At 57.7% G+C, this 18,708-nt stretch carries 19 protein-coding genes; all 19 read right to left on the bottom strand.

The features are described 5' to 3' along the window. Positions 1 to 7 precede the first annotated feature (7 nt). Entirely contained in the window at positions 8 to 1,129 is a 1,122-nt protein-coding gene (rodA, locus tag ACTQY5_RS05495) for a rod shape-determining protein RodA (protein ID WP_022487682.1), read from the bottom strand. Positions 1,130 to 1,138: 9 nt separating this feature from the next. Next, the gene (gene mrdA, locus ACTQY5_RS05500; protein ID WP_279127964.1) at positions 1,139 to 2,926 is read right to left on the bottom strand and encodes a penicillin-binding protein 2; all 1,788 of its coding nucleotides are present in this window, start codon (positions 2,924 to 2,926) and stop codon (positions 1,139 to 1,141) included. 9 nt (positions 2,927 to 2,935) lie between these two features. Then, positions 2,936 to 3,448, bottom strand: a complete 513-nt coding sequence (mreD, locus tag ACTQY5_RS05505) for a rod shape-determining protein MreD (protein ID WP_022487684.1) — start codon at positions 3,446 to 3,448, stop codon at positions 2,936 to 2,938. Continuing rightward, positions 3,448 to 4,332, bottom strand: coding sequence for a rod shape-determining protein MreC (gene mreC / locus ACTQY5_RS05510; RefSeq protein WP_154487850.1), 885 nt, complete (start codon positions 4,330 to 4,332; stop codon positions 3,448 to 3,450). Before mreC ends, mreD begins: the two co-directional genes overlap by 1 nt. A gap of 19 nt (positions 4,333 to 4,351) precedes the next feature. Beyond that, a complete protein-coding gene (locus ACTQY5_RS05515) occupies positions 4,352 to 5,383 on the bottom strand; it encodes a rod shape-determining protein (RefSeq protein ID WP_022487686.1) in 1,032 nt (343 codons plus the stop codon). A 15-nt stretch (positions 5,384 to 5,398) separates the two neighbouring features. Then, a complete protein-coding gene (radC, locus tag ACTQY5_RS05520; protein WP_154487851.1) occupies positions 5,399 to 6,085 on the bottom strand; it encodes a RadC family protein in 687 nt (228 codons plus the stop codon). Beyond that, positions 6,012 to 6,647 carry a Maf family protein gene (locus ACTQY5_RS05525; RefSeq protein WP_022487688.1) on the bottom strand — a complete coding sequence of 212 codons (636 nt, stop codon included), beginning with the start codon at positions 6,645 to 6,647 and terminating at the stop codon, positions 6,012 to 6,014. Before ACTQY5_RS05525 ends, radC begins: the two co-directional genes overlap by 74 nt. 13 nt (positions 6,648 to 6,660) lie before the next feature. Then, a complete protein-coding gene (locus ACTQY5_RS05530) occupies positions 6,661 to 6,924 on the bottom strand; it encodes a DUF4321 domain-containing protein (protein ID WP_022487689.1) in 264 nt (87 codons plus the stop codon). Positions 6,925 to 6,927: 3 nt separating this feature from the next. Next, positions 6,928 to 7,365, bottom strand: coding sequence for a SoxR reducing system RseC family protein (locus ACTQY5_RS05535; RefSeq protein ID WP_022487690.1), 438 nt, complete (start codon positions 7,363 to 7,365; stop codon positions 6,928 to 6,930). Between the two features lie 15 nt (positions 7,366 to 7,380). Further along, a complete protein-coding gene (locus ACTQY5_RS05540; RefSeq protein WP_022487691.1) occupies positions 7,381 to 7,878 on the bottom strand; it encodes a hypothetical protein in 498 nt (165 codons plus the stop codon). 135 nt (positions 7,879 to 8,013) lie between these two features. Continuing rightward, positions 8,014 to 9,141 carry a sodium ion-translocating glutaconyl-CoA decarboxylase subunit beta gene (gene gcdB, locus ACTQY5_RS05545; protein WP_012939171.1) on the bottom strand — a complete coding sequence of 376 codons (1,128 nt, stop codon included), beginning with the start codon at positions 9,139 to 9,141 and terminating at the stop codon, positions 8,014 to 8,016. 35 nt (positions 9,142 to 9,176) lie between these two features. Continuing rightward, positions 9,177 to 9,614, bottom strand: a complete 438-nt coding sequence (gene gcdC, locus ACTQY5_RS05550) for a sodium ion-translocating glutaconyl-CoA decarboxylase subunit gamma (protein WP_022487692.1) — start codon at positions 9,612 to 9,614, stop codon at positions 9,177 to 9,179. Between the two features lie 70 nt (positions 9,615 to 9,684). Then, positions 9,685 to 10,008: a sodium ion-translocating glutaconyl-CoA decarboxylase subunit delta gene (gcdD, locus tag ACTQY5_RS05555; protein ID WP_012939173.1), complete on the bottom strand. Its 324-nt coding sequence runs from the start codon at positions 10,006 to 10,008 to the stop codon at positions 9,685 to 9,687. Between the two features lie 46 nt (positions 10,009 to 10,054). Next, complete coding sequence (gene mmdA, locus ACTQY5_RS05560) at positions 10,055 to 11,554, bottom strand: methylmalonyl-CoA decarboxylase subunit alpha (RefSeq protein WP_195839608.1); 1,500 nt, start codon at positions 11,552 to 11,554, stop codon at positions 10,055 to 10,057. A 142-nt stretch (positions 11,555 to 11,696) separates the two neighbouring features. Further along, positions 11,697 to 13,220, bottom strand: a complete 1,524-nt coding sequence (locus ACTQY5_RS05565; RefSeq protein WP_022487694.1) for a succinate CoA transferase — start codon at positions 13,218 to 13,220, stop codon at positions 11,697 to 11,699. Between the two features lie 193 nt (positions 13,221 to 13,413). Next, positions 13,414 to 14,700 (bottom strand): [Fe-Fe] hydrogenase large subunit C-terminal domain-containing protein, encoded by a 1,287-nt coding sequence (locus tag ACTQY5_RS05570; RefSeq protein WP_022487695.1) that lies wholly within the window; start codon positions 14,698 to 14,700, stop codon positions 13,414 to 13,416. 30 nt (positions 14,701 to 14,730) lie between these two features. Next, complete coding sequence (locus ACTQY5_RS05575) at positions 14,731 to 15,147, bottom strand: ATP-binding protein (RefSeq protein ID WP_302574112.1); 417 nt, start codon at positions 15,145 to 15,147, stop codon at positions 14,731 to 14,733. 5 nt (positions 15,148 to 15,152) lie between these two features. Beyond that, the gene (locus tag ACTQY5_RS05580; protein WP_022487697.1) at positions 15,153 to 15,515 is read right to left on the bottom strand and encodes a DRTGG domain-containing protein; all 363 of its coding nucleotides are present in this window, start codon (positions 15,513 to 15,515) and stop codon (positions 15,153 to 15,155) included. A 22-nt stretch (positions 15,516 to 15,537) separates the two neighbouring features. Continuing rightward, a complete protein-coding gene (locus ACTQY5_RS05585) occupies positions 15,538 to 18,579 on the bottom strand; it encodes a tetratricopeptide repeat protein (RefSeq protein ID WP_288310893.1) in 3,042 nt (1,013 codons plus the stop codon). Between the last annotated feature and the right edge of the window lie 129 nt (positions 18,580 to 18,708).

Raw genomic sequence — 18,708 nt, forward strand, 5'->3', positions numbered from 1 at the left:
TATCTCCTTAATGAAAACGCAGGGTCTGGTGATGGGCATTGATGTTCAGCAGCAGGGTCACCATGAGCATATTGGTGGTAAGAGAGCTGACCCCGTAGCTCATGAAAGGCAGGGGCACCCCCGTGACCGGCATAATGCCGCTGGTCATCCCCACATTGACCAGGATGTGGAACAGGAACATAGAGACCACTCCCACGGCCAGCAGGGTTCCAAAATCATCGGACGCATGGAGGGCAATGGAAAGGCCCCGGTAGATCACCACCCCGTAGAGCAGCAGGATAATGGTAGTGCCGATGAAGCCGAATTCCTCCCCGGCCACTGCGAAGATAAAGTCCGTATGGTTTTCCGGCAGGAAGTTCAGCTGGCTCTGGGTACCGGCAAAAAGCCCCTTGCCGGCAAAAAGCCCGGAACCGATGGCAATCATGGACTGGATCACGTGATAGCCGCTGCCGTAGGGTTCCAGTCCCGGGTTCAGGAACACCCGGATCCGGTTCCGCTGGTACTCGTGGAGCATTTTCCACACCAGAGGCGCCGAAGCCAGTCCCAGGCCTCCCATGATCAGGAAATACCGGATCCGGAAGCCGCAGACGATCATGGTGCCCAGGAGGATGGCCAGAAACACCAGGGAAGTCCCCAGGTCCGGCTGCTTCATAACGAACAGGAAGGGCAGCAGCACATAGCCGAACACCGGCAGCCAGCTTCGGAAATCCGTCAAAAGGGGCAGCCGGTCGTCCACAAAGGAGGACAGGCTGATGATCATAATGGCTTTGGCAAACTCACTGGGCTGGATGCTGATGGGCCCCAGCTGGAGCCAGCGCTGGGCTCCCAGGGCGCTTTTCCCCACCAGCATCACCGCCAGCAGCATGAGGATGTTGAAGATGTACAGAGGCCGGGCCAGGCTCTTCAGGATCCGGTAGTCGAACCGCATGAGGAAGACCCCCAGCACCAGGTTGATGGCCGCAAAGCTCAGCTGGCGCAGGACGAAGCTGTACCGTCTGGGCCCGGGGATGTTGGCATGGGTGGCACTGCCGATGAGCACCACCCCGATGGCGATCAGCAGCAGGACGCTGATCAGCAGGGGTTTGTCGATATTCCGAAAATATTTTTTCAACGAAAAATGCCAGCGCATGGTTTCTCCTTATTTCTTGCTGCCCTGCCGCCGCACCCGGGGATCGGTGAACACGTATTCCAGGATGCTCTTGACAATGGGGGCTGCGGAAATGGTGCCGTAGCTGCCCTGTTCCACAATGCACACCACCACCAGCTGGGGCTTCTTGGCCGGGGCATAGGCGATGAACCAGCCGTGTTCCAGTCCGTGGGGGTTTTCGGCGGTACCGGTTTTCCCGGCCACCGGCACCGGCAGGTTCTTCAGGAAGGCGGCAGTGCCCCCTTCTTCCGTTACGGCTTCCAGGCCGTCCTGGATCAGCTTCAGGGTGGATTCAGAAATGGGCAGTTTCCCCTCTTCCTCCGGCTCGAAGGTCTTGGCCACGCTGCCGTCGTCATTGAGGATCTTGCTTACCAGATGGGGCTTGTACCGTTTCCCGTCGGTGGCCACGGCACTGAGCATTTCCGCCACCTGGATGGGGGTGGCCAGGGTGAAGCCCTGACCGATGGCAGTGTTGAAGGTATCCCCCAGGTACCATTCGTCATCAAAGACCTTCTTCTTGTATTCCGGGGTGGCGATGAGTCCCTGGGCCTCCCCGTGGAGGTCGATGCCCGTGGTCTGGCCGAAGCCGAATTCCCGGGCGTATTTGTCCAGCAGGTCGATGCCCACCCGGTTCCCCATTTCGTAGAAGTACACGTTGTCGGAAGCGGCCAGGGCCCGTTTGAAGTTGATGTACCCCAGGGCTTCCCCTCCGGCGTTCCGCATGTCGATGAGCCAGTGGCGGCCGGAGTCGTAGATCAGTTCATCCGGGGTCACTTTCTTTTCTTCCAGGGCCGCGGACCCGGTGACGATCTTGAAGGTGGATCCGGGAGGATATTCCCCGGCGATGACCTTGTCGGTCATGGGATGGAAGGGATCCGTATTCAGGTATTTCCAGTTCTTTTCGCTGATCCCGTTGACAAACCAGTTGGGATCGAATCCGGGACGGGACACCAGGGCCTTCACTTCCCCGTTGTTGGGATCCAGGGCCACCACGGCGCAGCCCCGGGCCCCGATGGCCTTCAGCTGCCGGTCCACCGCCTCTTCGGCGATCCGCTGGAGCTTGGCGTCGAGGGTGAGCACCAGCCCCTGGCCCGGTTTGGGATCCACTTTGTCCATGATCTGGACCACCCGGCCTGCCACGTCCACTTCTTCCCGGTAGCTGCCGTCTTCTCCCCGGAGATAGGAATCGTAGTAGTTTTCCAGGCCGAATTTCCCGATGATGTCCCCGGCCTTCAGTTCACTGTAGGCTCCCTGGGAGATCTCATAATCACTGATTTCTCCCACATAGCCCAGGGCATGGACTGCCAGTCCCTTGTTGGGATAATTCCGCACCGGCTGGACTTCCAGCATCACCCCGGGCAGATAGCGAAGGTTTTCCTCCACCTTGTCCACCACTTCCGGAGAGGCGTTCCGGACCAGACGGATGGGTTCCGAACTGCCTCCGGAGAGACGGATGGTCTCCTTGATGTCTTCCAGAGGCAGGTTCAGCAGCTGGCTCAGCCGTTCCAGGGTCTCTTCCCGGTACCCGTCGGTCCGGCGCACCAGGGACACCATGACCCCGGGCTTGTTGTTGGCCAGTTCTTCCCCGTTGCAGTCATAGATGATGCCCCGGGGGGCCAGGATCCGGGTATAGCGGGTCCGGTTCCCTTCCGCCTGCCGGCGGTAAGTGGATCCCTTGACGATTTGCAGATAGAACATCCGTCCGATGAGGATCAGGATCACCAGGATGCCGGTGACCATCATGAACTCCAGACGGTAAGCATATTTTTTATTCAGCACGGCAGACTCCTACAGATGATAGTAATAATCCATACGGCTGCGGACCCGTTTCTTCAGTCTGTGGTACAGGAACCACATGACAGGGGCCAGGACCAGGTTCCACCCCATAAGCTTCAGGGTCTGGAGGGCCAGGGGCAGGATCGGCAGCCAACGGCCCAGCATCACGCACAGGAACAGTCCCCGGGCCACCTGGAGCAGCAGGGTCACCAGAGCGGTGAGGATCAGATAGGTGGGCAGCCGGTCCACGAACATGTTCACCCGGTTCTTTCCGATCAGGTACCCCAGGGCCGCCCGGGTCACCATGTGCCAGCCGAAATAGCTGAAGGTGACAACGTCCAATAAAGCACCAATACCCAGTCCATACACTGCGCCGTTCCGTTTCCCCTGGTCCATGGCATAGAGCAGGAGAAACAACAGCAGCAAGTCCGGGGACTGGGTGGTGTTGAAAAAGAGGAACCAGTGATTTTCCAGAGTGAACAGAAACAGGGTGAAAAACAGCCAGGCAAGGGCAACGATCACCATTATTTCCCTCCTTTGCCGGACTGGGCATCCGGATCTTTCCCCTCGTTACGGAGGAAATCCGCAAACCCCTGGAAGTTGGTGATGACCCGGGCTTCTTCCAGATGGCTGTAATCCACGGAAGGAGCGATGGTGGCCATTTTGGTAAGGCCGCCGGTATCCATCTGGACATCTTCCACGGTACCGATCACCAGCCCTTCCGGATGGTAGCCGCTGTAGCCGCTGGTCACAATGGTGTCTCCGGGCAGGATGTCCGCATTCCGGCTGAGATTCCGCATTTCCAGCAGCAGATCCGGTCCGGCCACCCCGTTGACGATTCCCGCCGCCCGGGAATCCCCCCGGAGGTTCAGGCCCCCGATCCGGCTCCGGGGACTGGAAATCAGCAGCACCTTGGCCATGTGGGGATAGACTCCGTCCACAATGCCGATGAGCCCGGAGGCATTCACCACCGGCATGTTCACCTGGAGCCCGTCATCTTTTCCCCGGTCGATGAGGATCACATCCTTGAAATCTCCCAGATCCCGGCTGATCACCTTGGCGGACACCATGTTCCACTGGGGATGGAGGCTGCTGAACTTCAGCAGTTTCCCCAGCCGCTGGTTCTCCGCCTTCATGCCGATCAGTTCCGCATTGTTCTGGCGCAGCTCTTCATTTTCCTTTTTCAGGGCGGCATTTTCCTTTTCCAGGGCCGTCTTGGAGGCAAAATAATTCCCGGTGCCTTTGAAACCGCCGCCGATGCCTCCCACCACAAAGCTGATGGGCCGGGTCAGGGTGGTCAGCACCGTATTCACGGCAGGGAACCGGTGGAAAGCATCCCATACCAGCCCCACCACCAGCAGGATGGCCGCCGCCAATACCCCCAGTCTGACTTTCTGTTCCTTCCTCATTCGCACTGCTTCTCTCCATTTACACGTTCCGGCGGGGACGGGGTCCCTTCCGGAACAGATTCATATTCCCGGCGGCAATGCCGGTTCCCTTGGCTCCGCAGGTCAGGGCGTTTTCCGCCACCCACACTTTCAGGCCGGTTTCCCGGGCCAGGAGCCAGTCAAAATTCCGCAGCAGGGCTCCGCCCCCTGTAAGGACGATGCCCCGTTCCGCCACATCCCGGGCCAGCAGGTCTGGCAGCTGTTCCAGGAGGGCCAGGACACAGTTCACCATCTTGTGGACCGGTTCCCACAGGGCCTCCCGGAGCTGGTTCTGATCGATGGTCACCCGCCGGGGGAGCCCGGTGATCAGGTCCCGGCCCCGAAGGTCCATATAGGCCGGAGGCGCAGTCTCCCGGACCGTGCCGATCTCGATCTTCACCTGCTCCGCCTGGAGGGTCCCGATAAGAAGATTATACTTTTTCCGGCTGTACTGGACAAGGGCCTGGTCCAGGCTCCGTCCTCCCTGGCGGAGGAGCCGGCTGAGAGCAATCTTTCCCTGGGTGAGCACCGCCGCTTCCGTGGCCCCTGCCCCCATATCCACCACCAGGCAGCTTTTGGTCTCCCGGACCGGGATCCCGGCTCCCAGGGCTGCCGCCAGAGGGGCTTCCAACAGGTAAGCCTCCCCGGCTCCCGCTTCCATGGCCGCATCCAGCACCGCCCGGCGCTCCACGCTGTTCACCCCGCAGGGCACCGTAAGCACCAGCCGGGGCCGGAACAAAGGCCGTTTCCCCAGGGCCTGGCGGAGGAATCCCCTGAGCATCTGCCGGGTCAGGTCGAAGTCGGCGATGACCCCGTCCTGGAGCGGCCGGACCACCTGGATTCCCTCCGGGGTCCGTCCCAGCATCTGCCGGGCCTCCTGACCCAGGGCCAGGATCTTTCTCCGGCCCCGGTCCAGGGCCACGGCGGTGGGTTGGTCCAGTACGATACCCTCGTCCCGGAGACAGATCCGGGTATGGTCCGTGCCCAGATCCACTCCCAGATCCGTGGAAAAAGATCCCATTAGATCCAGCATGCCATGTTCCTCCTTTTACAACAATCCGTGTTCCTTGAAACTGTAATAGACCCCGTCTCCAATGATCAGATGATCCACCAGAGGGATCCCCATCACCTTCCCCGTATCCCACAGGGTCCGGGTCAGGCTCCTGTCCTCCCGGCTGGGGGTGGGGTCCCCGGAAGGATGGTTGTGGACCGCCAGGATGGCGGCTGCATGGTGGAGCAGCGCCGGGGCAAAAGCCTCCCGGGGATGGACCACTGAGGCATTGAGAGACCCCTCAGAAATGGGTTCGATGCCAGTGACCTTCCCCTTGCTGTTCAGCAGCACCACCAGAAAATGTTCATGATTCTCATACCGGAGCCGGGGCATCACCAGCATGGCTCCGTCTTCCGGACAGTGGATGGTCTGGAAGGGTTGGGTTTCCGCCCCTGCCAGCCGCCGTCCCAGTTCCAGGGCCGCCAGGATCACCGCAGCCTTGGCAGGCCCGATGCCGGCAATCCGGGTCAGTTCCCGGGGGTCCTGGGTCCGGGCCAGCCGGGCATCCTTCAGCAGATCCCCCGTCAGTTCCCGGGCAATATCCAGGGCCGAATGTTCCTTTCTCCCGGTGCCGATCAGGATGGCCAGCAGTTCCGTAATGGCAAGGGCTTCAGGTCCCTTGGCCAGGAGCCGTTCCCGGGGCCGTTCCTCCGGAAGCATCTCCCGGATCAGATAGTGTGTCATGTCTTGTCACGTCCAATTCTGCAAATAATTTCTTCAAAGGGGCAAGAGGGAGTCCCACCACATTGGTGTAGGACCCCTGGATGGAAGGAATGAACAAGGCGGCTTTCCCCTGGATGCCGTAGGCTCCGGCCTTGTCCAGGGGTTCCCCGGTAGCAATGTACCAGGCAATGTCTTTTTCAGAAAGAGGAGAAAACTCCACCTTCGTGGTCTCCACATGGGTCCGGACCTGTCCTTGGAAGAACAGGGCCATCCCTGTCAGTACCCGGTGGGTCCGGCCGCTGAGTTTCCGGAGCATGCGGGCTGCTTCCGCCCTGTCCCGGGGTTTTCCCAGGATCTCCCCGTCCAGGGCCACCACCGTGTCCGCCGCCAGGATGGGCACCCGGTCCCCCAGCCGGTCCCGGACTTCCCGGCCTTTGGCCAGCGCGTTGGCCAGCACCAGCTGTTCCGGGGTGGCATCGTTTTTTTCTTCTTCTCCCCGGCTCACCACCACCCGGGGCTCCAGGCCGATCTGCCGGAGCAGTTCCAGGCGCCGGGGTGAACCGGAGGCCAGTATCAGTTCCATAACGAGCATTCTCCTATAACTTGTGAAACAGAATCCCTGCCAGGATCATGCCCAGGATGGCTGCCAGATTGGGAGAAAATTCCACACCGGCGGTCACCTTGGCCACATAAAGGTCCATGGTGGAAGGGGGAATGGTCAGCACCTGATATTTCCGCACCAGGAAATCGGTGGCTCCGCCCAGAGGCTGGGAAGCCTGGAGACTGTCCCCCAGAAGGCCTCCCATGACGGCACCGGCTGCCAGGACCAGCAGCAGGGTCAGATGGTTTTTCCCCAACATGGTTTAAACCTCCACTTTTTTCCCTTTGGCGTCGTAAATCTCCCCATCGCTGAAATAGCCGGTGATGGTCCACTGTTCCACCTTGGTCCGGACACTCTTCTTGAAGTTCCGGGCATAGACCAGCCCCAGGGCCAGCCACACCAGAGTGCTGAGCACCACGATCTGCCACACGGGAGCAGAGAAAAAATGGGCTATGGCCCGGCCGAAAGCCGCACCGGCCAGGGCGGTGAGCACCGGGATCCCGTACACGATCATCTGGGCCTTCTTTTCATCCAGGGACTGTTTCCCCACGATCACCCGGGTGCCCCGTTTGGCTTCGCAGGCATTCCAGCAGTCCAGCATCTTGGGCCGCTGTTCCCCCGGTCTCTGTTCGATTTTCACCTTGGCCCGCTGTTTGTTGACTGCGATGACCTTTCCCACATACACATTGTTGTTGCTCATACTATGACTCCTTTGTTATTCTGGAAATTCCAGGTACTGTTTGGGGAACCGCCGGGCCAGCCGGTCCATCAGCTCATCGCTGGATTTGAACAGCAGGCCGCAGAGTTTTCCATTCTCCCGGTACACCAGGATCCGCTGGGGATTGGGATCCACGGAAGAATACCGGTGGACATATTTTTTAATGGAGGTCTTCCGGAAAAAGCTCCGTTTGTAATGGTTGGAAAAACTTTCCAGGTCCTTCAGGTAAACGGTCATCCGCCGTTCCAGCCCCAGGCCGTACATGACCACGATCAGCTTGTCGCTGGTGAGCTGGATGCTGTACTGGAACAGGCAGCGCCAGCACCAGAGGATCACAAACAGCAGGTTGTACCCCCAGCCCATGATACTCAATTGGCCCAGAGCAAAAGTATGATACCCTTCATAGGCCCAGCTGAGGGCAATGAGAGCCAGGGTCCCCCACTGATACAGTCTCCGCTCCCGGCTGGTTGTCGAAAATTCCTTGTATGCTTCCAAAATATTCTCCTTTGGGCTTTTCCGCCGACAAAAAAACATATCCCTTTTATTATAGCAAAAATCCCCCCAATAGAAAGGTGTTTTCTGCAAAAAAAGAGCTGCTGCCGAAGCAACAGCTCAAAAAACTTTTGTTTTTTATTTGCCGCCCACCATGGCCAGCATGGTACCGGCTGCAACAGCCGTACCGATAACACCGGCCACGTTGGGGCCCATGGCGTGCATCAGCAGGAAGTTGCCAGGGTCAGCCTGCTGTCCCACAACCTGGGACACACGGGCAGCCATAGGCACTGCGGATACACCAGCAGAACCGATCAGCGGGTTGGTCTTGCCGCCGTCCAGCTTGCTCATCAGCTTGCCGAACAGCACACCGCCGGCGGTGCCGCCGATAAAGGCAACCAGACCCAGGCAGATGATTTCGATGGTCTGCAAGGTCAGGAAGCTTTCGGCCTTCATGGTCAGGCCGGTACCGGTGGCCAGCATGATGGTCACACTGTTCATCAGGGCATTTTGTGCCGTGTCAGACAGACGGTCCATACAGCCAGATTCGGTGAACAGGTTCCCCAGCATCAGCATCCCGATCAAAGAGCATACGGAAGGCAGCAGCAGGGAAATGAAAATGGTGGTGACAATGGGGAACACCACTTTTTCAAAGTGGGTCACCGTACGCAGCTGGGCCATTTTGATCTTCCGTTCTTCCTTGGAGGTGAACAGTTTCATCACAGGCGGCTGGATCAGAGGCACCAGGGACATGTAGGAATAAGCGGCCACGGCGATGGCGCCCAGCAGATGGGGAGCCATCTTGGAAGCCAGGTAAATGGAAGTCGGGCCGTCAGCACCACCGATGATCCCGATGGCGGAAGCTTCCTTCACATTGAAGCCCAGGAGCATGGCCCCCAGCAGAGCCACAAACACACCGATCTGGGCAGCAGCACCCAGCAGCAGGGTCTTGGGGTTGGCAATCAGCGGACCAAAGTCGGTCATGGCCCCTACGCCCATGAAAATCAGCGGAGGGAAGATTTCGTATTTGATCCCGCCCAGGATCAGCTGCATAACGCCGGGATCGGTTTCGAACCCGGTCCGGGGTACGTTGGCCAGAATGCACCCGAAGGCGATCGGGCTCAGCAGCAGGGGTTCAAAGCCTTTGACGATGGCCAGGTACAGCAGGATGCACCCTACCAGCATCATCACGGCATTGCCCCAGGTAAAAGCCACAAACCCACTGTCCTGGATGACAGAGGTCAGGGCTACCACAAAAGCATCCATGTTCTAAAATCCTCCTTTATGTTCGGAGACGATGATTAGAGAATAACCATTACGTCGCCGGTGGCTACGGTATCGCCAGCGTTTACGCGGACTTCGGAAACCGTGCCATCTTCAGGAGCCATGATTTCATTCTGCATCTTCATAGCTTCCAGGATCAGCAGAACATCGCCGGCTTCCACTTTGTCGCCGGGTTTTACGTTAACGGACAGAATCTTGCCGGGCATGGGAGCGGATACGGTTACGGAGCCGGCAGGAGCAGCAGCGGCCGGTTTGGCAGCGGGAGCAGGAGCAGCAGCAGGAGCAGCGGCAGGAGCCGGAGCGGGAGCAGCAGCAGGAGCAGCAGCTACAGGAGCCGGAGCAGGAGCAGCAGCAGGAGCGGCAGGGGCAGCAGGAGCTGCGGTTACAGCGCCGCCAACTTCTTCAACTTCTACGGTGTAAACAGTACCGTTAACGTTAACATTAAATTTTCTCATGAGAATACCCTCCTAAACAGTTTTCAAGTTGTTTGATTTTGTGGATAATGAACCGTCCCTCAACAGTTCATCAGAAAGAATGATGGGGCAGATTCATCGGCTCCATTTTTCTTTTGTGTTCGGCGATGGCAGCACTCAGGGCAGCTGCAATCATATCGTCTTCATCCTGGACCAGGGCCAGGACAGCTGCCATGGCAGCCACTTTTTCCTCTTCCTGCCGTTTGCTGGCAGCAGCGGAAGGCGCTGGTTTAGCAACTACAGGCTTTTTTTTTCCCTGAACTTTCTTGGTGGGATCGACAGCATGGATCAGCACCATCAGGATTCCCAGCACAATCAGCACGCCGAATACGATGGTCATGTTGATCATCATAATCAGCCAAGGATTGTCGGTCATGAACGTTTCACCTCTCTTCCCTCATGATGAATGGTTTATATCAAAATCACAGAGGAATGTTACCGTGTTTCTTAGTTGGCCGGTCTTCCTGCTTTGATTTTAACATACGCAGCGCTTTGATCAGCGTGGGACGGGTGGTCTTGGGTTCGATGACCATTTCCACCATCCCGTGCTTGGCGGCATAATAAGGAGTGGCAAAGTTGGTGATGTACTCCTGGGTCTTCTGTTCCACATCCGGGTCTTTCCGGAAGATGATCTTGGCAGCCCCCTGGGGTCCCATGACGGCGATTTCCGCCGTGGGCCAGGCAATCACATGATCGGCACCCAAGTCCTGGGCACACATGGCCAGATAAGCACCCCCATAGGCCTTCCGGGTCACCAGGGTGATCTTGGGCACCGTGGCTTCGCAGTAGGCATAGAGCATCTTGGCCCCGTGACGGATGATGCCGCCGTATTCCTGGTCCGTTCCCGGCAGGAACCCGGGCACATCCACGATATTGATCAGAGGGATCCGGAAAGCATCGCAGAAGCGGATGAACCGGGCCGCCTTGTCAGAAGCGTTGATATCCAGGCACCCGGCCATGATCCGGGGCTGGTTGGCGATGATCCCCACCGTGGATCCGTCCATCCGTGCCAGGCAGGTGATGATGTTCCGGGCATACATCCGGTGAGGTTCCACATATTCCCCGTTGTCCACGATGCTGCGGATGACTTTGTACATATCATAGGGCATCTGAGGACCGTCAGGAATGATGGTGTTCAGGCTTTCATCCATCCGGTAAGCGCTGTCCCCGGTGTCATAGACCGGAGGATTCTCCCGGTTGTTGCTGGGCAGGAAACTGAGCAGGTACCGGATCTGTTCCAGGCAGTCCGCATCGTTTTCCGCCGGGAAGTCCGCCACCCCGCTGCGGGTGCAGTGGGTAAAGGTGCCTCCCAGGTCTTCCTGGCCCACTTCCTCGCCGGTCACGGTCTTCACCACTTCCGGTCCGGTAATGAACATCTTGGAATTCTTCTTCACCATGTAGATGAAGTCCGTAAGAGCCGGACTGTATACCGCACCCCCGGCGCAGGGACCCATGATGGCGGAAATCTGGGGAATCACCCCGGAAGCCAGGGTATTCTGCTTGAACATTTTCCCGAACCCGGCCAGGGCGTCCGTGGCTTCCTGGATCCGGGCACCGCCGGAATCTTCCATGCCCACGATGGGTGCCCCGGTCTTCAAGGCCATGGCCTGGACCTTGGCGATCTTGTTGGCGTGCATTTCCCCCAGGGATCCCCCTTCCACGGTGAAATCCTGGGCGTAAACGAACACCGTCCGTCCGTTAACCGTGCCGTAGCCTGTCACCACCCCGTCCCCGGCCAGATATTTCTTTTCCTGGCCGAAGTTGGAGCAGCGATGTTCTACAAATTTATCCAGTTCTACAAAACTTCCCTCATCTAAGAACGACTTTATCCGTTCCCGGGCAGTCATTTTACCGGCATCATGCTGTTTGCCGACTCTTTTGGCGCCTCCGCCTGCTTCGATTTTCTCGTAGCGGGCAAACATATCTTCAATTTTTTCCTGTGTGGTCAAAAATACGCACCTCCTTCAAGGATTCTTGGCTGCAGCGAAACCAAAACACGGTAATTGTAACATAAATATGACCCTGTTGCCACCGGTTTTCGGAAAATATCGCTGGAAAACCCTCTTATTCCTTCTCCATGGTGCCGTTTTTCAGCATTCTTTCATGGAAGGAGAAGGCTTCGGACAGGATGTGAGGGGTCTGGCTGTTGTGGCAGGCCACACAAGCCCGTTCGAAATAATCCTTCAGGATGGGCTGGTATCTGGGGCTGGCGATCTGGTCGATGATGATGGGTGCTCTTTCTTTGGGGGACAGGCCTCTCAGGTCAGCCACACCCCGTTCGGATACAATCACATCCACATCGTGTTCGCAGTTGTCGATATGGGAGCAGAAAGGCACTACAGAACTGATCTTGCCGCCCTTCCGTTCGGATTCGGCGAAGAAGATGGACAGATAGCCGTTCCGGGCAAAGTCCCCGCTGCCGCCGATGCCGTTCATCAGGTTGGTGCCGTTGATATGGGAAGAGTTCACGTTCCCATACAGGTCCACTTCGATGGCGGTGTTCATGGCGATGACACCCAGCCGGCGGACCACTTCCGGGTTGTTGGAAATTTCCTGGGGCCGGAGGATCAGATGGGATTTGTATTTGTCCAGGTTGCTGTAGAATCTCTTCTGGACTTCAGCGGACATGGTCAGGGATGCCCCGGAAGCCACCCGCAGTTTCCCGGCATCGATCAGGTCGAACATACCGTCCTGGATCACTTCCGTGTATACGGTCAGGTCTTCGAAATCAGAATGGACCAGGCCGTTGATCACCGCGTTGGCCACGGACCCTACCCCGGACTGGAGGGGCAGCAGGTTCTTGGGCAGCCGGCCGGCCTTTACTTCGTTTTTCAGGAATTCCACCAGGTTGCCCCCCATGGCCCGGGCATCATCGGTAATGGCCGCCAGTTTGCTGGGGGTATCGGGGATATCGCAGGGAACGATGGCTGCCACCTTGTCCAGGTCGCAGGGAATGTAGGGAGTCCCTACCCGGTCTTCCGGCCGTTCGATGGGAATGATCTTCCGGTAGGGAGGATCCAGGGGCACATAGCAGTCGTGCATCCCTTCCAGGCCCAGAGGCTGGGTTACGTTCACTTCCACGATGACTTTCTTGGCGCTCTGGACATAGCCGCAGCTGCCCCCCAGGCTGGTGGTGGGGATGATGCCGATCTTCCCTTTGCCCAGGTCCTTGATGGAGCAGGCTTCGATGATGGCCACATCCACATCCCGGTGATCCGGCAGGAAGCCGAACCGGGCCATCTGGTTGAAGGTGCTGATATGGGTGTCCAGATACCGGATCTGGCCGTTGTTGATGGCGTTCCGGCAGTTTTTGTCGGTCTGGTAGGGCATCCGGTTGCCTACGATCCCTGCCTCCACCATGGCCGTATCGATTTCAGGTCCAGGGAGCACAGTCCAGACATTGACTTTAAAGGGATGTTCCTTTCCTCTGGCAGCCAGAGCCAGGGGTACTGCTTTGGGATACCCGGAAGGGGTAAATCCGCTCATGCCCAGGTTCATGCCGTCTTGAATCATTTCTGCCGCTTTTTCAGCTGTGGTGATCTTGCTGAGTGCTGCGGCACAATGGACTCGATCCGTAATATCGATCATTTGCTCTTCCTCCTGTTTGCCTGATAGGCTTCTCGTCTGGAGATTCTATCTGAATATTTAAAAATAGAATCCACGTCATAAATAATAACAATATTTCCGCCAACTTGCAAGGAAAAAGGACATGACAGCTCTGGAAATTTAACCGGACAGCTGTCCTTTTTCTGTTATTTTTTGAACATTCTCTGATTTTTCCTCATTTTTCCTTTTTCTTTCGCAGGAAGATGCACCCCTCCTTTTCTCCATAGCCCCGGACCACGTCTTCCGCAAAAGCCCGGCAGGTGGGGGCTCCGCAGGCCCCGCAGTCCAGCTGGGGGAACTCTTTTTCCAGTTTCTTCAGCTGGCCCATCTTCTCCAGGGCCTCGCCGAAATCCCTGGCCAGGGGCGGATGGGGCCGGGGTTCCAGGGGCTTGATGTACTTCCAGGAAGCCGGGAAATCCTCGATGATCCGGCAGCGGGCCATGGCGGTCTCCCGGTCCGCATTTTCCCGGTTCCGCCGGCGGTCCACCCGCACCCGGAGATTCTTGGCGGCCACGTACTTGTTCACCGCCACACAGGGCCCTCCGATGCAGCCCCCTGCACAGCTGTAACAGCACACGTACCGCACATCGCTGAGTTTGGCCATGCTTACCTGTTCCAGCAGTTCGTCCACCTCTTCCGGCCCCTGGGCCGCCAGGGCATTGGTCAGGCCGGTGGATTCCAGTTCCCCCCGCCAGCTTCCCCAGCTGAGGCTGTAGGAAGAGCCCAGGGTGGCTTCCGGCACCTCATACCGGGTTTCCTGCACATGCTTGATGGCCTGGGTCAGAGGCCCATAGATGGAAGAAATGGTGAAGGATCCGGTGACCGCCGTGTGGGCCACGTCCACGGACTGGTGGATGTTGGTGCCCTTGGCGGGGCAGGGAGAAATGAACCAGATCCCCACTTCCTCCGGGGCCAGTTGCAGCCGCCGGGTGGTTTCCCGCCGGGTATAGATGGCCGCCGCTTCCGCCGGTGCCAGTACCGGGAGCACCTGCTTCACCAGTTCCGGATACTTGGTCTGGATCAGCCGGAGCACCGCCGGGCAGGCGGAGGAGATCAGGGGGAAGGGGCCCTTGTAATGGGCGATGTACCGCTCCATTTCGTCGCTGATATAGTCCCCGGCCAAAGCCACGTCGAACACCGTGTCGAACCCCAGTTCCCGGAGCCCCTCCCAGATCACGGAGGCGGCGATGTTCCCGTCGAACTGGGCGTAAAAGGAAGGGGTGGCCAGAGCAATGTTCACTTTGTACTTCTTCAGTTCCGTCAGCGGGTCCGCCCATCCTTCCATGGCCCGGGTGGGACAGCAGCGGATGCACTCCCCGCAGTCGATGCACCGGTCCGAAAGGATCACCGCTTTTCCCTGCCGGACCCGGATGGCCTGGACCAGACATTCCTTCACACAGATCAGGCACCCGGTGCATTTTTCCCGGTTGACTCGGACCGAATTGAGATAGGCTTCACTCACCGGTTTTCACCTGCTTTTCCTTCCCCTTACTCAGTGGGCCAGCCGGAACTCCAGGGTCACCCGGGTCCCTTTCCCCACCTGGGTATCGATTTTCATGGCATCGGAAACTTTCTTCATGTTGGGCAGCCCCATGCCGGCCCCGAACCCCATGGCCCGGATCTTGGCGGACGCAGTGGACCAGCCTTCCTGCATGGCTTTTTCCACATCCGGGATCCCGGGGCCATGGTCCTCGATGGTGATGGTGACCTTTTCCGGATCCAGATCGGCCCGGATCTCTCCCCCGCCCCCATGGATCAGACAGTTCATTTCCCCTTCATAGGTTCCGATGGCGATCCGCCGGATCAGTTCCGGAGCCAGTCCCAGCTGCTTGAGCATTCCTTTCAGGGATGTGGAAGCCGCCCCGGCCCGTTCAAAGTCATTGGGGATCACCGTGTATTTTTCCTCCATGACGGCTATTTCCGGTCCTTGCCGGAGCAGCCCCGGAGCCCCAGCTCATACAGCCGGCCGCAGGCCTCGAACATGGTGCACCGGGTGTAGAGCACCGGGATCCCCTTGCTCCGGGCCGCCAGCAGCACATCCTGTTCCGGATGCTTGTCCCGGACAAAGATCAGAGCCGCTGCATCGCTCACGTCCGCCGTCCGGACCACCTGGATGTTCAGGAGCCCGGTGAGCAGTACAAAATCTTCCTTGGCATAGGCCAGCACATCGCTCATCATGTCGCTGCCGCAGGCCTGGTTCACCGTCCGGTCCATCCCTTCCTGTCCGGAAACCACCTGGGCTTCCAGGACTTCCGCCACTTTCTTCAACGTTACCATGGTTCATTCCTCCTTTGATTTCTCAAAACAACGCTTCCATCTGCTTCCGTTCCCAGGTGTCCCGGTAGGGATCCAGCACCTGGAGGGCCCGGGTGGCATAGGACCCCAGGCTCCCTTCGTAATGGCGGGCGATCCCGCTGTCCGGATGGTCCTTCTTCAAAAGGGCGATGGCCATGTATACATAGCCTGCCTCCCGGGGATTGTTCATGTTCCCCAGTTTGTGGAGAGCATCATCCAGGAACCGGACCGCCTCCTTTTCCTTTCCTTCCCGCATGGACAAAAGGGCCAGGTAGGATTCCACTATGGGATGACGCCAGTAGAACACATACCGGGGGAACAGTTCATAGGCCTGGAGAAAATACTTTTTGGCCCGGTCGAACTGCCCCATATTGTAACAGGTGACCCCTGCATTGCAGGAAAAGACCACCCAGGAACTGTAGGCTTCCTGATCCCTGGCATAGTCCAGGGCCTTGTCGTAGCAGTCCAGGGCCTCCTGGAACTTTCCCTCTCCCCGACGGATCTCCCCCAGGTAGTTGTAGGCTCCGGCAATGTTCAGGGCATAGCGCCGCTGGACATTCTGGGTCACCATGAAGGTGGAGATGGATTCCTTCAGCAGCCGTTCTGCTTCCGGGAAATTCCCCTGCATGATCATGTTGAGGCCCTTGAGCCGGAGCAGGATCCCCATTTCCTTGTGGTAGTTGCATTCGTCCGCCAGGTTCAGGGCCACTTCCAGATAGTTCTTCATTTCTTCCGTGTTGCCGATCTGGATATCGTAGTAGATCATCTGCTTATAGCCCATGAGCATGTAGTCCCGGTTGTGGACTTCTGCCGCCTGTTCGATCAGGCTCAGAATGTTCCGGACCCCTTTTTCGTATTCTCCCACCCGGATGTAGTGCCGGCCCATCAGGTGCAGGTAGTTCATTTCCAGGTCCCGGACTTCCGGAGTCTCCCCGCAGGTCCGCTTGATGGTGTGCATCATCTCGTCCACTTCCGCCAGGAATTTGCCCAGATTGGACTCGATGTACCGGCTCTTGTCATCGTCGGGCATAATATCCGCACTGCTGAGCACAGGGAACAGTTCATTGCTGAAGTTCAGATAATACATAAGGATCTTCAGTTTGTACCGGCCCATGTTCACCAGTTCTCCGGCCTCCTGGTAATGGTATTCCAGATGGTGGTACAGCCGGATGTCCTGGGGGGAATGGGTAAGCCGCTTTTCCCAGAGTCCGGCGATGTAGCTGTGGAGGATCTTCTGTTTTTCCAGGGAGATCTGCTGGTGGATGTATTCTTTCAGCTTCTGCTGGACAATTTCATAGATCACTTCCGGCTGCTGGGGCACCGGCCGGATGAAGTTGTTGTTCCGGAGCACCTCCAGGTTTTCCAGGGCCTGGAGGCTGTTCATATGCATGTATTCCGAGATCATGGCCAGAGGCGCCCCGTCGTAGAACAGGGAAATGAAGTCCAGGATCTTCCGCTGGTCATCGGTAAGAGCGAAACAGTTGGATTTGAAAATATTCCGCATGTTTTCCGTCAGGTTTTCCAGACTGCCGGTGGTCTTGAGGGCCTTCAGGCATTCCCGGAGCAGGAACAGGTTCCCTTCCGATTCTTCCAGCAGCCGGTCCACCAGATGGTCATCCACCGGCACCGGCAGTTCCATGTCCAGGGCAAAGAGCCGGACGGTCTCCCTGTCCAGGGGGGCCAGTTCCAACAGCCGGAGCTTGTGGTACATGGAGACGGAGGTCTCGAATTTCTGATAGTTCTTGTCCTGGGAAGGCTGGGCGGTCAGCAGGAACATGAACCGGGAGGATTTCTTGTGGAGGATCAGACTGCTCAACAAAGACAGGCTGAGAGGATCCATCCACTGGATGTCCTCAAAGATAAACAGCAGCTGCCGGCTTTCCCCCACATTTTCCATCACCGTGTAGAGGGTGTGGAAAATGGCGTCGAATTTCAGCAGATCCTTGATTTCCGCCAGTCCCGCTTCCCGGTCCCCGCTCATGTCCATCTGGGGGAACAGTTCATACAGCCGGGAGGGATCCATGTTGGGCACCGGGATCTTTTCCCGGCGGATCAGGTTCCCCAGCCCCTCCACGATTCCGGTCCAGGGCCGGAGCAGGATGTTCTGTTCCGGTTTGAAGCAGTTGGTCTGGATCACCGTCACTTCCGGAGGCAGTTCCTCCACCAGGGCATCCTTCAGGATGGTCTTGCCGCAGCCGGCTTCTCCCCGGATCAGCAGGGTATCGCTGTTCCTGCCCTGGAGGAACTCTTCCAGCATCCTGTTCACCAGCTGGAGTTCCCGTTCCCGTCCGGTCAGGCTGCCTTTGGGCCGGGGTTTCAGGATCCCCTGCTCTTTTTTCTCCTGCTTTTCCTCATGGAGGGTCCGTTTCATCAGCTCTTCGATTTCCGGAGGCACATTGCTCTGGAGCTCTTCCCGGAACAGCTTCTTCATTTCCTCATACAGTTCCGTAGCCTGCTTCATGTTTCCCTGCTCACAATACGTCCGGAGCAGCAGGGTATAGATGGATTCATCGTAGGGATCATGGGCAATGAGCATCCGGCCGTACCGGGTCACCTTGGCCTGATTCCGGACAGCCACCGCTTCCTTCAGTTTCTGGAGCAGGGCATCCATGTACAGTCCTTCCAGACGGTCCCGTTCCGTCAGATACCAGTTTTCGTACTCTGCCGCATCCTTGATGAAGAACCCCTGGAGGAAGGCACCCTGATACAGTTCCAAGTTCCGGCCCGGATCCACCTCGAATTCCTTCACATCCACCTGGACCCGGATTTCCGGATTCACCTTGATAATGGCTTTCCGGGGCGAAATGAACACATCCGGTCCCAGGATCTTCTTGGTTTCGTAAATGGCATTCCGGAGATTTTTCCGGGCAATGGCATCGGGCTTGTCCGCCCACAGCACACCGCTCAGTTCATCCCGCATCACCGTGCCCTTCACCAGCAGGTAGTATACCAGTGCATTGACTTTATTATAGGGAAAGAAGATTTCCTTCCCGTCTTTCTGGATAACAGGAGCGCCTAAAAACCGCGCTTGGATCAGACTCGTCATGTTTCCACACCTCATCAGAGAAATTTTATGTAAAAATTACCAACTCCCGTAAGGCCCCTCAAATTGTCATAGTAATCAGTACTATTATAATATAAACGGAAAAGAAAGAAAAGAAGGGGGTGCTGCACC

Origin of the sequence: Acidaminococcus sp. HCP3S3_H5 (genome assembly GCF_052122235.1) — a bacterium.
GTDB lineage: Bacteria > Bacillota > Negativicutes > Acidaminococcales > Acidaminococcaceae > Acidaminococcus.